This is a genomic window from Bradyrhizobium sp. MI1.10 (assembly GCF_055811035.1).
In genome coordinates this window covers 19733-33617 of sequence record NZ_JBVVPN010000044.1, presented here as the reverse complement: position 1 = coordinate 33617, position 13885 = coordinate 19733, and the positions used below count along the sequence as shown (strand labels likewise).

The following is a 13885-nucleotide window of genomic DNA, read 5'->3' as shown; positions in this document are numbered from 1 at the left end:
GCGAGGAGCAGGCCATGAGAGGTGCGGACAAGGTGATCTGCCAGGCGGCCGCCGTGCTGCTGATGTTTTCGATTTCGAGCGCGCCGGCAAAGGCGCAATTCCTCGGCGGCGGCGGTGCCGGCGGCGAGGACATGATGACCCAGATGGCGCCGATGCTGGAGATGATGAAGGCCAAGATGGGCAAGCGCCGCTTCGGCATGATGATGCAGACCATGGGCCCAATGATGAGCCGCATGATGGAGAATGGCGGCGGCGGAATTGGCGGCCTCGGCGGCGGCAATCTCGGCGGCGGTTTCGGGGCGCCCAATTACGGCGGCTACGCACCGATGGGCGGAGGCGGATATATGCTGACTGGAATGAGCGGCATGGGCGGCGGCGATATCATGGGCATGCTCGGCGGCGCCGGTGGCGGCGACATGATGGCGATGATTCCGCAACTGATGCGGCTCGCCAATGTCGGCGGCGGTGGCGGCCATCGCCGCCACAGGCATCGCTAGTCCGCAGCGGCCGACAGAGCCGGCCTGATCGCAGGTTTGGTTTGGCGCGGTCCCCAGCGCGTCAGCACCACGCTGGAGGACGAGAGCAGGCCGAGCACGACCATCGAGCTCGCCGCCAGCCAGAAGAAGCTTTGCGCGGTGGCATCGTGCGTCGACAGCCACCAGCCGACCGCCGAGATGTAGATCAGCCGCGCGGTCTGCGCCAGCACCGGGCCGATTACCTTGGCAGCGCCCTGCGACGAGAAATACATCGTCGAGGCAAGGCCGATGAAGGCGTAGAACGGCGCCACCGTCGACAAATATTGATGGCTGGTGGCGCGCACGGTCGCGCTGTCGGTGAAGATGTTGACCCAGAGATCGGGGAAGATCGCGACCAGGCAAGCCGGTGCACCGACGGCGACGAAGGCGCTCGCGGCCGCGATCCAGGCGATGCGCCGCGCGCGGGCGATGCGACCGGCGCCGACCGCCATGCCGATCATCGGCACCGAGGCGATGCCGAACGAGAACGCGATCGAGGTCAGCAGGAATTCCAGCCGCGCACCGATGCCGTAGCCGGCGAGGATCGCGGTGCCGAATTTCGCAAGCATGTGGGTGAAGATCGAGATCGTCAGCACCGATTGCAGCGGCGAGAAGCAGGCGATGGCGCCGACCTTCAGGATGTCGAAAAACATCGCCCATTGGATCCGAAGTCCGCGCAGTTTCGGCGTCACGCGGGCGCGGCCGGAGAACAGGTACCAGCCCATCACGCCGATGTTCATGCAATAGGCAATCAGCGCGCCGGCGGCGACGCCGCGCATGCCGAATTGCGGCACCGGACCGAGCCCGAGGCCGAGCGTGCCGCCAAGCACGATCTGCCAGGCCGCAGAATTGAGGATCAACAGCGACGGCAGCTTCATGTTGCCGGTGCCGCGGAGGACCCCGGCCATGGTGTTGAGTAGCCAGGGCAGCACGGCGCCGCCGAAAAACACCTGGGTGTAGGCGATCGCATGCGTCAGCACGTCGCCGCGGCCACCGAGCATTTCCAGAACGCGCGGTCCGAAGATCAGCATGCCCAGCATGAAGACGAGGCCGAAGCTGATTCCGATCAGCAGCGCGTGCGCGGCGAGCGTCCCGGCACGCTCGCGATCGCCGGCGCCGAGCGCGCGCGCGATGGCGGAGGCCACCGCGCCGCCCATCGCACCGCCCGACATGGTCATGGTCAGGATCACTGTCGGAAACACCAGCGCCATCGCGGCCAGCGCTTCCACACCAAGACGTCCGATATAGGAGGTCTCCGCAATCACCGTGCAAGTGCCGGCTGAGAGCGCGACGACGTTGGGCCAGGCCAGTCCGAGCAGCGTGCGCAGGATCGGCCCGTCCATCAGCGCGCTCCTCACAGGGCGCGGGGGCGGCGGCAGCGGACGCTCTTGTTCATCGACCGGGATTTCGGCGATGTCTGACATGTCCTCTCCGGGCGAAAGCGCCATTTGCGGCGCGGCAATGCTTGGGTGTACCAATGAATTGGTTCGCGCGCAGGGCGCAACGACAGGCTTGTTAGCACGATGCGCAGCGATTCCTCCTGCGCTAGGTGCAGGCGTGCCCTGCGGCAGCGCATTTCAGCCCGTGGAATTGCGGCTCTCAGTCTCCGTGGGGCCATCCTTCGAGACGCCCGCGTCGCGGGCTCCTCAGGATGAGGTCTTGTTTCGCGGTGACATGTCGGACCCTCATGGTGAGGAGCCCGCGAAGCTGGCGTCTCGAACCACGAGGCCAACGCCCGCGCGGCATTACCCAATCGTCCAGAGCAATGGCGGACGGCCGCGCGATGTCGGGGACAGGTGCACTCCGATGTGCCGCCCGCATCCGGCCGCGAGCCCTTCGAACAACCCCGCCAGCACCTTGGTGCAGGCAGGGTGGTCATCGGCGACGCCGTCCATCAACTTCCAGCTCTGCTGACGGATTTCGAACATGCCTTCGGATTGCGTCGTCTCAGCCACATCGTCCTGCGCGACCAACAGCGCGTTGAGGAACGTCGCGAATTCGCTCGCACCGCCGCGGCCCATCGACAGCGCCGCAGCGACCTCATCGAAATATTGCATCCCGATCAGCTTGCCCGTGAGGTGCAGGAGATAGCCGGCATCCTCCGGACCGAACAGCTGCACCATCACGGGCGCGGCTGTGCGCACATATTCCATCGCATAGTTGCGATAGGCTTTTTCCAGTCGCGGTCTTGGCCAGCTTGCGACTGGCAACGCCGGAGCCGCGGCGGCATCGAACAGCGGCGCTTCGAGATGCCGCGCGAACACGAGGCGCTGGTCGAGCTCGAGCGGCTGGTCATATTGGTGATAGTAGCCTTCGAGCCCGTCCTGGCCGTCGACGCTCTGCTTGGTGCAGACGAACCCTAATCTGGTATCGCCAAGCGCCACACCGTTGTTGGCGTGCCAGCCGCGCAGCATCGCGCGCGAGACTTCGCCCGGCACGCCGCAGATGGCAGTGCCCTTCCAGATCCAGCGCGGCGGCGGATAACGGATCCAGGCTTTGCGATCGCTCTCATGCATGTATTCGACGTGCACGCCGCCGATCCAGTTGGAGAGGTAGTGATATTGCGCGGCCGCCACGGCGGGCGGCAGATGGGTCAACCCGAGCTTCTCCAGCCCCGGCAGAAAGCGCTCCTGCTGCTGGCGGCGGAACACGCGAAAGACGAACTCCGCAGCATCCACCGTGCCGCGACGCGTGACCACGGTGAGGATCAGGCCGGTGAAATAGGCGTGATAGAGATCGGCAACCGCGCGCCAGCGTTTCCATTGAGCTTCCTGCGCGGGGTCTGATGCGGCGGTCATGTTCGCTCCCGATCGTTGTTTTGATCGAGTGTGTCACTGCATCCGGTGACGGACAAGCTAAGCCGCACGCAGGGCGCCCTGCACGCCGCCAATTCCGCATCGCGAATTTTGCGCAGGCTTAATTTTGCGCAGCTTTGGCGGCACGCTCGCGCTCGACGCGCTCGGTCACGTCGCGCGCCATCGCCACCGATCCCTGCACCACGCCAGCGGCGTCCCGCACCAGCGCGAAGGTCATCTCGATGTAGAGCTTGCGTCCGTCCTTGTGCAGCGCGCGGGTCAGTGTCGGTTTGCCCGCAAGCTTCATCGCGCCGCTGGCAAGCGCGGCCTCGAAGCCTTTCCAGTGCGCGGCACGCAGATGTTCGGGAATGATGAGGTCGAGATTCTGACCCAGCGCTTCGTCCGCGGAGAATCCGAACAGTGCGGACGATGCGCGATTCCACCGCATGATCGTGCCGGAGCGATCCGAATAGATCAGCGCGTCTGCGACGTCGTCGAGGATTTTTGCGTCGAGTTCGGATTGATCTGTCATTTCGCCACCTCGGACGTAGCCCGGATTCGCTTCTTATCCTGACACAGATTCGGTGTCATCGCCCGACTTGATCGGGCGATCCAGTATTCCAGAGGCGGATGTGATCGAACCGATAGGCTGCGGCGTACTGGATGCCCCGGTCAAGCCGGGGCATGACAGCGGAAGGTGAGCCTATCCCTACACCCGGAAATGCTTGCTCAGCTTCAGCCCCTGGGCCTGGTAATTTGAGCCGATGCGCTGGCCGTACATGGCGTCGGGGCGCGCCAGCATCTTTTCATAGACGAGGCGGCCGACGATCTGGCCGTGCTCGAGGATGAACGGCACCTCGCGCGAGCGCACTTCGAGCACGGCGCGCGACCCCAACCCGCCGGCGCCGGCATAGCCGAAGCCGGGATCGAAGAATCCGGCATAATGCACACGGAACTCGCCGACCAGCGGATCGAACGGCACCATCTCCGCGGCGTAATCGGGCGGCACCTGCACCGCCTCTTTCGACGCCAGGATATAGAACTCGCCGGGATCGAGGATCAGGCTGCCGTCGGGACGGGCCGAGATCGGCTCCCAGAACTCCTCGACGGAATAGCCGGCGCGGCGATCGACGTCGATCACGCCGGTGTGGCGCTTGGCGCGGTAGCCGACGAAGCCGCCGCTCTTCTCGCCGGAGAGATCTACGGAGACGGCGACGCCGCCGGTGAGATCGGCATCGTCGATATCGACGAGACGTTCGGTCGCGTGCAGCGCCTCGAGGTCGTCGATGTTGAGGATGGCATCGCCGGTGCGGAAGCGTACCTGGCTCAGGCGCGAGCCCTCGCTGACCAGCACCGGGAACGTCTTGGGGCTGATCTCGGCATAGAGCGGGCCGTGATAGCCGGCACCGATCATGTCGAAGCGGCGGGTGCCGTCGGCGATCACGCGGGTGAAGACGTCGAGCCGACCGGTCGAGCTCTTCGGGTTGGCGGCCGCGACGATCTCCGGCGGCAGCGCGAGGCTTTCGAGCAGCGGCACGATGTAGACGCAGTTGGTCTCCAGCACCGCGCCGTCGGCGAGGCTGAACTCGTGCAGCTTCAATTCGTCGATGCGCTCGGCAACGGTGGCGCCGGGACCAGGCAGGAAGCTGGCACGAACGCGATAGGCGATGTCGCCAAGACGCAAATCGAGGCTCGCCGGCTGGATCTGGCTTTCGACGAAGTCGTAAGCGGGCAGGATGAGACCGCCCTCCGCCATCGCCGCGATCATGCGGTCGGGCAGGATACCATTGGCGTCGGCGGCGACCGTGAACGTCAACCGGGGGTCCTCATCAGGGATCAAACACATCCCGACATGCGGGAAATATGAGCGTTTTACGGCTATCCGATGGACGTCTTGACGGAAAGGGCATTGCGGAATATGAGCATGACTTATCCCGTGGTGATTTGAGCCGGCCGGCTTGCAGCCACGTTAAATAAGTCGCTAAACAGGCCGGGGACCTCTGTGATCCCGGCCCGTGGAAATATTCCAGGCCGGTTTTTTTGTGGCCATTTTCGATGGTCACTTCAGGAGGTCCTATGTCGAAGTCCCCGCCGCCAACCGCGCAATACCGTCCCGAAACTCGCCTGGTTCATTCCGGCACCCTGCGCTCGCAATATGGCGAGACCTCGGAGTCGCTGTTCCTGACCCAGGGCTACGTCTACAACAGCGCCGAGGAGTGCGAGGCGCGGTTCAAGGGCGAGGACCCCGGCTTCATCTATTCACGCTACTCCAATCCGACCATCGCGATGTTCGAGCGCCGCATGATCGAGCTCGAAGGCGCCGAAGCGGCACGTTCCGCCGCGACCGGCATGGCCGCGGTGACGACGGCGATCCTGGCGCCGCTGAAGGCCGGCGATCACGTCGTGGCCTCGCGCGCGCTGTTCGGTTCGTGTCTCTACGTCGTGCAGGATTTGCTGCCGCGCTACGGCATCGAGACCACGCTGGTCGACGGCCTCGATCTTGACCAGTGGCAGCGCGCCATGAAGCCGAACACCAAGACGTTTTTCCTGGAGAGCCCGACCAATCCGACGCTCGACGTGCTCGACATTCCCGGCATTGCCGAGATCGCGCACAGCGGCGGCGCGCGGCTCGTCGTCGACAACGTGTTCGCCACGCCGATCTGGCAGAGCCCGCTCGCGCTCGGCGCCGACGTCGTGGTCTATTCCGCGACCAAGCACATCGACGGCCAGGGCCGCTGTCTCGGCGGCATCATCCTGTCCTCGGAGGCGTTCATCGCCGAGCACATCCACAATTTCATGCGCCAGACCGGCCCGTCGATCTCGCCGTTCAACGCCTGGGTGCTGCTCAAGGGCCTGGAGACGCTCGCCGTGCGCGTGCGCGCGCAGACCGAGACGGCCGCGCGCATCGCGGACGTGCTGGCGAGCCATCCGAAGATTTCGCGGCTGGTGTTTCCCGGCCGCGCCGATCATCCGCAGGCGGCATTGGTGAAGAAGCAGATGCGCGGCGGCTCGACGCTGGTCGGCCTCGAGGTCAAGGGCGGCAAGCAGGCGGCGTTCCGCGTGCTCAACGAGCTCAAGCTTGCCAAGATCTCGAACAATCTCGGCGACGCCAAGAGCCTCGTCACGCACCCCGCCACCACGACGCATCAGCGCCTCAAGCCGGAGGACCGCGCCGCGCTCGGCATCAGCGAGGGATTCATCCGCTTCTCGGCGGGGCTGGAGCACGCGGATGATCTAATCGAGGATCTGACCGCGGCGCTGGAGAAGGCGTAGCCACACACTCGGAATCGTAGGGTGGGCAAAGCGAAGCGTGCCCACCCTTCACGATCGCGGTGCCGATAGATGGTGGGCACGGCGCGCGAAGAGCGCGCCTTTGCCCACCCTACGGCACCAAGCTACATCGGCCGGTACGTCCGCACGTCCGCGGGCACGTTCACGCCGAGCTTGATCTGGCCGACGGAGCGGATGATGTCGTCGCCGAGGAGCTGGGCGAAGCAGGCGTAGCCCCAATCGTTCATGTGCAGGCCGTCGGCGATCACAAAGCTCTCGACCGGAAGCGATTGCTTCTCGTGCCAGTCGCGCATCACCTCGAAGCGCGGGAAGATGCCGACGTGACGGAGCTCAGCGACCTTGCCGAGCAGCTTCACCATCTTGCCGGCGCTCTCGGCGCGCTGGTTGACGGCTGGCGAATACTGCGGATCGACCAGCACGACGTCGGTGCCGCCGGCAGCCTGGATGCGGCTGATGCCGTCCTCGACGAGCTTGGCGGTATCGCCGGGATCGAGATTGCGCAGCACCGCATTGGTGCCGACCTGCCAGATCACCAGATCCGGATGCACGTCGATCACCTCCTTCTGAAGGCGCTTCATCATCTCGGGCGCGTCCTCGCCGCCGACGCCGGCATTGACGACGGTGATGTCGGCTGTCGGATAGTGCCGGTGCAGCTGCGCGGCAAGACGATTGGGATAGTTGAACTCCGGCGAGCTCGCACCGAATCCCGCGGTCGAGGACGAGCCGAATGCGACGATGACGACGGGCTGGCCGGCGACGAGCTTGCCCGCGACATGCGGCAGCGAGCCCATCGCCTTAGCGCCGCCCTTCGGCGACAGGCAGGGCACGCGGCTGAAGACGTCGCCGGCGGATTTCGCGACCTGCTTCACCTTGTCGATGGCGCGCGCCGTGATGCCGCGCTGGTCGGGGGACGTCGCTGCGACGGTCGTCTGGGACGGTGAAGCGGGAGCCGGATTAGCCGACTGCTGCGGGGCCGGCGTTGCCTGCGCGCCCTGCGTCTGCGCGTGCGATTGCCAGGCCGGACTCAGCAACAGCAGCACCGCTGCTGCAGGCGCAGCCAGCCATGCCGTCAGGCAAAAAGGGCGGAGAGAACTCATTAACGCTAGACCTCAATTTTGCTGCTGGGCCGGCTCCAGATGCGCAGCGTCGATCACGAACTGTGCCAACGCCCGGCCAAGGCAATCATGGACCTGCTTCGCCAGCTCAGGCCCGCGCGACGGGCTGAACAGGTCGAACTGCCCCTGGTCATTCCACTGCCGCATGATCGCGAAACGATCGAACAGCGGAATATCGTGCTCCTGCGCCACCACCCGCATATTGTCGAGGTATGGCGGCACCGAGATCATGGTTTCGGTACGCGGACTGTACTGCAAGTTCATCAAGACGACGTCAGCCCCTGCCTTTTGCAGCGCAACAACCCCTCCGGTCACTGCGCCGCGAAAATCATCGGGATCGATGGCTCGGATAGCATCGACAGTCCCGGTCTGCCAGATAACCAAAGTAGGTGCTTTTGCTTCCATCAGCTTAACGAAACTGGCGGCCGCCTCCTCGGCCGTTTTCTTGCTCTGTATTTCTACGGAGACGTGGACTATCTCGGACGGCGACAGCTTGTCCTTCAGAATGGCCTGCATCCGCGCCGGATAAGAGGCGTCCTCGGAAGCCGGAATTGTGGTCGAGCGACTGCCGATGACCAGGATTTCGAGCGGCTTGCCGGCCTTCACGGCATCGGCGACCTTGGGAAGCTGGCTTTCGCTGGTGAGCAGATAGGACGGCACTTCACAGGCTGCGGGCGCGGCTGAAGCAGCCGGCGCAGCATCGTCCGCGCGCGCCGGAGGCGCGGCGAGACCACCGCACAGCAGGATCAGGCTCAGGAAAACCTTCGCCTTCATCAGCCCCCTCCCGCCATATCGGCGCTGCCGACGGCGCTTTTGGTTTTCGAACCGCTCTTGTCAGCCACCCGCTTGTACCACGAAATCAGCCAGGCCATGGCCCACATGATCAGAATTCCGGAGAGACTAATTAGCGCATGCATGACCGGGCCGCCCGAGACCTCGGCCAGGATGAAATGGCCGGCAAAGGCGAGGAAGACGCCGAGACAGAATATCTCCAGGGAATGCGAGCCGCACAGGATCAGCGGCCGCAGCCATGGCGATTTCAGGCCCGGCCAGTCCCGCGGCAGGACGCGTACGGTGAGCGCGGCCAGCGCCAGGAAATGCGTGAAGCGCAGCACGTCCAGGTCGGCCTTGTCGATCGGATACATCCACTGCTCGAGCCGCTTCGGCATGAAATGGGAGAGCTGCGGCACATACCAGGTCAGCGTCACGTAGAATGCCGCGACCAGATAGGCGATCGCGATCCACATCGTCACCCGCGAAGCCAGAATGCGCGACATGCGTCGCGCACCCCCGAGCGCGCACCATGCCCCGAACACGAACAGCAATTGCCAGGCGAAGGGATTGAAGGCCCAGAAGCCGTTCGGATAGGCGGACAGATAGAGGTCGTATTCCCAGGTCACCGCGTAGAGCGCGACCGAGAGGCCGAGCGTCACGTCGGGGCGCCATTTCATCAGCCACAGGATCAAGGGCAGCGCCAGCATCAGCACGATATAGAGCGGCAGCACGTCCATGTTGACCGGACGGAAGCGCAGCAGCAGCGCCTGCACGATCGTCACGTCGGGCTGCTTGAGGAAATCCATGATGCCCATCTCTTCGGTGTAGAGCGGGTTCTCGAACCTGGTCGCGACGTAGGAGATTTCGGCAAGGAAGATCGTGAACAGGAAGACGTGGGCGACATAGATCTGCCAGACGCGCCGCAGGATGCGCGCGGTGGCGACGACAATGCCGGACTCCAGCATCGCCCGACCGTACACGAAGGCGGCGGTATAGCCGGAGATGAAGATGAAGATCTCGGTGGCGTCGCTGAAGCCGTAATTGCGGATCGTGAACCAGGTCAGAAGGCTCGGCGGCAAATGGTCGATGAAGATCAGCCACAGCGCAAGGCCGCGGAACAGGTCGAGCCGGAGTTCGCGCTCCCCGATGGCGGGCAGCGAAATGGCCGGCGCGGCCGCGCGCCGCTTTGCCCCCGCGGACTTGACCTCCACAGGTTTAGCGGTTCCCGCGATCGTCGATCCCGTCACTTGGTCGGCAATAGTCATCGGGGGCCTAAAAACCCTTCCGCAAATCGCGACGTGGCAAGGAGTGTACCGGTCCGGCCGTCATCTCGCAAAGCCACCGGATCACATGCAAGTACGTTTGGACCTACACTTGGACGTGTACTTCCCTGCGAATTCAGGCGGGACGATGTCGCCAAGGCCGCCTCCGGCGTTTGGTTCCCGGGCGGTTTTCGGTATGATGGCAATCATGTACCGCGCCGTGACCCGCCAGATCGAAGTGACCGTCGAGCCGAACTTTGTTCCGGAGCAGTCGTCGGCCGACCGCTCCCGTTATTTCTGGGCCTACACCATCGTCATCACCAATTCCGGCGATGAGACCGTGCAGCTCAAGACGCGGCACTGGATCATCACCGATGCCACCGGCCGGCAGCAGGAGGTGAAAGGCGAGGGCGTCGTCGGCGAGCAGCCGACGCTCGCGCCCGGCGAACGCTTCGAATACACCTCCGGCGTGCCGCTCACGACCGCCTCGGGCTTCATGACCGGCCGCTACCAGATGGTCAGCGCAAGCGGCGAACGCTTCGAGATCGACGTGCCGACGTTCTCGCTGGACAGCCCGGATAACAAGCGGGTGTTGAACTAGCGCTGGAAATGGTGGGCACGCTTCGCTTTGCCCACCCTACGGCACCGCGCTACGCGTCCTCGACGCCCGCCTCATCCGGTGTGAACTCGTACACCGAGCTGCAGAACTCGCAGGTCACGACGACCTTGTCGTCCTTGACCATTGCGGCACGGTCGTCGGACGAAAAGCTCTTCAGCATCGATGCCACCGCATCGCGCGAGCAGGAGCATTGCGCCTTCAAGGGCAGCGGATTGAACACGCGCACGCCGCGTTCGTGGAAGAGACGGTAGAGCAACCGCTCGCCGGACAGCTCGGGATCGATCAGCTCGACGTCTTCGACGGTTTCGATCAGCGAGCGCGCCTCGACCCAGGCATCGTCTTCAGCGACGGCATGGACCTCGACGCCCTCGGGCGCATCGCCGGGATGCAGATCGGCCTGCCGCGCGCGCTCGGGCGCCTTCGGCAGGAACTGCATCAGCATGCCGCCGGCACGCCAGCGATGCTTGCCGCCGTCGTTCGAACGCCACTCCTCGCCCACGGCGAGACGCACGCGTGTCGGGATCTGCTCGGAGCGCAGGAAATATTCGTGAGCGGCGTCTTCGAGGCTGCCGCCGTCGAGCGCGACCAGGCCCTGGTAGCGGCTCATGTCGGGGCCCTGGTCGATGGTCATGGCCAGATGACCGTGGCCCAGCAGCGCGCCGGAAGTCTTGCCGGAATCCTGGACTTCGCCGAGGCGCGCGGCATCATAGCGCGCATAGGCGCGCAGGCGATCCGGCGCCTGATAGTCCACGACCAGGAACGACACAGGACCGTCGGTCTGGGCCTGGAGGATGAAGCGGCCTTCGAACTTCAGCGACGAGCCGAGCAGCGTGGTCAGCACGATGGCCTCGCCGAGCAGCTTGCCGACCGGCGCCGGATAATCGTGCTTGGTCAGGATCTCGTCGAGCGCCGGACCAAGCCGCACCAGGCGACCGCGCACGTCGAGCGCGTCGACCTCGTAGGGCAGCACGGCGTCATCGATGGGAACCGCGGATGGCGCGCGAACCGGGCCTTCGGGCCCGGTTTTCATGTCAGGGGATTGGGAAACCATGGCGCTTTATCTGGGGTCGGAAGGCGAAATTGGAAGGGGGCGGCTGCATCCGGAATGCAGAACGGATCGTACGCAAGCACGGCAAACTCGGTGTGGGGGGGGGGGGGGGCCCCCCCCCCGCCCCCCCCCGCCCCCCCCCCCCCCCCCCCCCCCCCCGGGGGGGGCGCCCCCCCCCCCCCCCCCCCGACGATCCAAAGCTACTTCACCGGCCCGCGTTACTTCACCGCGTCGAAGCACCAGGCCAGAATGCCCTTCTGCGCGTGCAGGCGGTTTTCGGCCTCGTCGAATACGACGGATTGCGGACCGTCGATCACCTCGTCGGTGACCTCCTCGCCGCGATGGGCGGGCAGGCAGTGCATGAACAGCGCATCGGGCTTGGCCAGCGACATCAGCTGGGCATTGACCTGATAGGGCTTGAGCACGTTGTGGCGGTGCTCGCCTTCCTTGTCGCCCATCGACACCCAGGTGTCGGTCACGACACAATCGGCGCCGCGCACGGCAGCTTCGGCATCCGTGCCGAGCATGATCGGCGCGCCGGTCGCCTTGATGAAGTCGCGCATCGCCTTTTTCGGTGCGAGCTCCGGGGGCGTCGCGACATTGAGCTGGAACTTGAAGCGCTCGGCGGCGTGCGCCCAGGACGCCAGCACGTTATTGTCGTCGCCGGTCCAGGCCACCGTCTTGCCCTCGATCGGGCCGCGATGTTCCTCGTAGGTCATGAGGTCGGCCATGACCTGGCAGGGATGCGAGCGCCGCGTCAGGCCGTTGATGACGGGCACGGTGGCGTTTGCCGCAAGCTCCAGCAGCGCATCGTGATTGAGGATGCGGATCATGATGGCGTCGACATAGCGCGACAGCACGCGCGCGGTGTCGGCGATGGTCTCGCCGCGACCGAGCTGCATCTCGGCGCCTGTGAGCATGATGGGCTCGCCGCCGAGCTGGCGCATGGCGACATCGAACGACACCCGCGTCCGCGTCGAGGGGCGCTCGAAGATCATCGCCAGCGTCTTGCCTTCGAGCGGCCTGACCGGCTGATGCGCCTTCTGCTTCGCCTTCATCGCGGAGGACGCGGCCAGCATGCGCTTGAGCTCCGACAGCGGCAGCTCGTTGATATCGAGGAAGTGCTTCGGTGTTTTCTTGGGCGTTTTATCGGGCGACGTGCTCATCAGCTTGCCGCCCGCTTGTTGCCAGACAACGCCGCGCAGGCGCGCTCGAGCCGCCCGACGCTGTCCTCGATCTCGGCTTCGGTGACGATCAAAGGCGGCAGGAAACGCACGACATTGTCGCCGGCACCGACGGTGAGCAGTTTTTGGTCGCGCAAGGCGGCAACGAGATCGCCGGAGGGCACCACGGCCTTGATGCCGATCAGGAGGCCCTCGCCGCGCACTTCGCTGACGACATCGCCATGACGGTCGATCACGGAAGCGAGCTTCTGCTTGAGCAGCAGCGACATCCTCTGCACGTGGTCGAAGAAGCCGGGCTTGAGCATGACGTCGAGCACGGCATTCGCCGCCGCGATCGCGAGCGGATTGCCGCCGAAGGTCGAGCCGTGCGAGCCCGGCGTCATGCCGGACGCCGCTTCCGCGGTCGCAAGGCAGGCGCCGATCGGGAAGCCGCCGCCGAGCGCCTTGGCCAGCGACATCACGTCGGGTTCGACGCCAAGGCGGCGGTACGCGAATAGATCGCCGGTGCGGCCCATGCCGGTCTGCACCTCGTCGAAGGCGAGCAACAGGCCGCGCTCGTCGCAGAGCTGGCGCAACGCCCTCAGGAAGGCGGGCGTTGCCGAACGCACACCGCCCTCGCCCTGGATCGGCTCGATCAGGATGCCGGCGGTCTGCGGACCGATCGCCTTTTTCACTGCCTCGAGATCGCCATGCGCAACCTGGTCGAAGCCCTCCATGGGTGGGCCGAAACCTTCGAGATATTTTGCCGAACCCGTCGCGGCCAGCGTCGCCAGCGTGCGGCCATGGAAGGCGCCTTCGAAGGTGATCATGCGATAGCGGTCTGGATGGCCCTTCGCGGCGTGATAGCGGCGCACGACCTTGATCACGCATTCCAGCGCTTCGGCGCCGGAATTGCAGAAGAACACGAAGTCCGCGAAACTTTCATTGCACAGGCGCGCGGCAAGCTTTTCGCCGTCCGGGCTCTGGAACAGGTTCGACATGTGCCAGAGCTTCGTGGCCTGTTCCTGCAACGCCGCGACCAGCGCCGGATGGGCATGGCCGAGCGCATTCACCGCCACCCCGGAGGTGAAATCGAGATAGCGCTCGCCATTGGTCGCGATCAGCCAGCAGCCTTCGCCACGCTCGAAACCGAGGTCGGACCTGGCGAAAACGGGGAGCAAATGCGGCGCTGCGCTGTTAGTCATGACGGTCACTTGAATGTTGCGGACGGTGTGAGCGTGCATTACGCAACGCACCATCGACCGGCCCGGAAAACGAAACGTGCCGCCTCTTGAGGGCGGCA

The 13885-nt window shown here is 65.1% G+C and carries 13 protein-coding genes and 1 riboswitch; of the genes, 3 read left to right on the top strand and 10 right to left on the bottom strand.

The window, feature by feature from the left end; translation table 11 throughout:
• Window positions 1–14 precede the first annotated feature (14 nt).
• The gene (locus AC0L3K_RS32775; RefSeq protein ID WP_007597850.1) at window positions 15–497 is read left to right on the top strand and encodes a hypothetical protein; all 483 of its coding nucleotides are present in this window, start codon (window positions 15–17) and stop codon (window positions 495–497) included.
• Here the strand turns inward: AC0L3K_RS32775 and AC0L3K_RS32770 are convergent.
• From AC0L3K_RS32770 to AC0L3K_RS32755, 4 genes are all read right to left on the bottom strand, one after another.
• Complete coding sequence (locus AC0L3K_RS32770; protein WP_354127008.1) at window positions 494–1939, bottom strand: MATE family efflux transporter; 1446 nt, start codon at window positions 1937–1939, stop codon at window positions 494–496. The two genes, AC0L3K_RS32775 and AC0L3K_RS32770, sit on opposite strands and share 4 nt — an antisense overlap.
• 321 nt (window positions 1940–2260) lie before the next feature.
• Window positions 2261–3313, bottom strand: a complete 1053-nt coding sequence (locus AC0L3K_RS32765) for a hypothetical protein (protein WP_354162294.1) — start codon at window positions 3311–3313, stop codon at window positions 2261–2263.
• A gap of 118 nt (window positions 3314–3431) precedes the next feature.
• Window positions 3432–3842 carry a PAS domain-containing protein gene (locus AC0L3K_RS32760; protein ID WP_354127010.1) on the bottom strand — a complete coding sequence of 137 codons (411 nt, stop codon included), beginning with the start codon at window positions 3840–3842 and terminating at the stop codon, window positions 3432–3434.
• 177 nt (window positions 3843–4019) lie between these two features.
• Window positions 4020–5156 (bottom strand): 2'-deoxycytidine 5'-triphosphate deaminase, encoded by a 1137-nt coding sequence (locus AC0L3K_RS32755; protein WP_376707474.1) that lies wholly within the window; start codon window positions 5154–5156, stop codon window positions 4020–4022.
• 80 nt (window positions 5157–5236) lie between these two features.
• A riboswitch (SAM riboswitch) is annotated at window positions 5237–5316 on the top strand.
• A gap of 70 nt (window positions 5317–5386) precedes the next feature.
• On the opposite strand from AC0L3K_RS32755, the gene AC0L3K_RS32750 reads away from it, so the two are divergent.
• Window positions 5387–6583, top strand: coding sequence for an O-succinylhomoserine sulfhydrylase (locus AC0L3K_RS32750; protein WP_219679065.1), 1197 nt, complete (start codon window positions 5387–5389; stop codon window positions 6581–6583).
• Between the two features lie 122 nt (window positions 6584–6705).
• On the opposite strand, the gene AC0L3K_RS32745 is transcribed toward AC0L3K_RS32750, so the two are convergent.
• From AC0L3K_RS32745 to AC0L3K_RS32735, 3 genes are read right to left on the bottom strand one after another with little or no spacing between them, the layout of a single operon-like run.
• Window positions 6706–7698 carry an SGNH/GDSL hydrolase family protein gene (locus AC0L3K_RS32745; protein ID WP_354127012.1) on the bottom strand — a complete coding sequence of 331 codons (993 nt, stop codon included), beginning with the start codon at window positions 7696–7698 and terminating at the stop codon, window positions 6706–6708.
• Between the two features lie 12 nt (window positions 7699–7710).
• Window positions 7711–8490 (bottom strand): SGNH/GDSL hydrolase family protein, encoded by a 780-nt coding sequence (locus AC0L3K_RS32740; protein ID WP_007597862.1) that lies wholly within the window; start codon window positions 8488–8490, stop codon window positions 7711–7713.
• Window positions 8490–9755 (bottom strand): OpgC domain-containing protein, encoded by a 1266-nt coding sequence (locus tag AC0L3K_RS32735; RefSeq protein WP_007597863.1) that lies wholly within the window; start codon window positions 9753–9755, stop codon window positions 8490–8492. Before AC0L3K_RS32735 ends, AC0L3K_RS32740 begins: the two co-directional genes overlap by 1 nt.
• Before the next feature lie 193 nt (window positions 9756–9948).
• On the opposite strand from AC0L3K_RS32735, the gene apaG reads away from it, so the two are divergent.
• Window positions 9949–10353: a Co2+/Mg2+ efflux protein ApaG gene (gene apaG, locus AC0L3K_RS32730; RefSeq protein WP_088941063.1), complete on the top strand. Its 405-nt coding sequence runs from the start codon at window positions 9949–9951 to the stop codon at window positions 10351–10353.
• A gap of 49 nt (window positions 10354–10402) precedes the next feature.
• Here apaG and AC0L3K_RS32725 read toward each other — a convergent pair whose 3' ends face one another.
• From AC0L3K_RS32725 to AC0L3K_RS32715, 3 genes are all read right to left on the bottom strand, one after another.
• Window positions 10403–11422: an Hsp33 family molecular chaperone gene (locus AC0L3K_RS32725; protein WP_035993783.1), complete on the bottom strand. Its 1020-nt coding sequence runs from the start codon at window positions 11420–11422 to the stop codon at window positions 10403–10405.
• Between the two features lie 215 nt (window positions 11423–11637).
• Window positions 11638–12585, bottom strand: a complete 948-nt coding sequence (gene argF / locus AC0L3K_RS32720) for an ornithine carbamoyltransferase (protein WP_354200145.1) — start codon at window positions 12583–12585, stop codon at window positions 11638–11640.
• Entirely contained in the window at window positions 12585–13787 is a 1203-nt protein-coding gene (locus AC0L3K_RS32715; RefSeq protein ID WP_354200146.1) for an aspartate aminotransferase family protein, read from the bottom strand. Before AC0L3K_RS32715 ends, argF begins: the two co-directional genes overlap by 1 nt.
• Window positions 13788–13885: the final 98 nt, after the last annotated feature.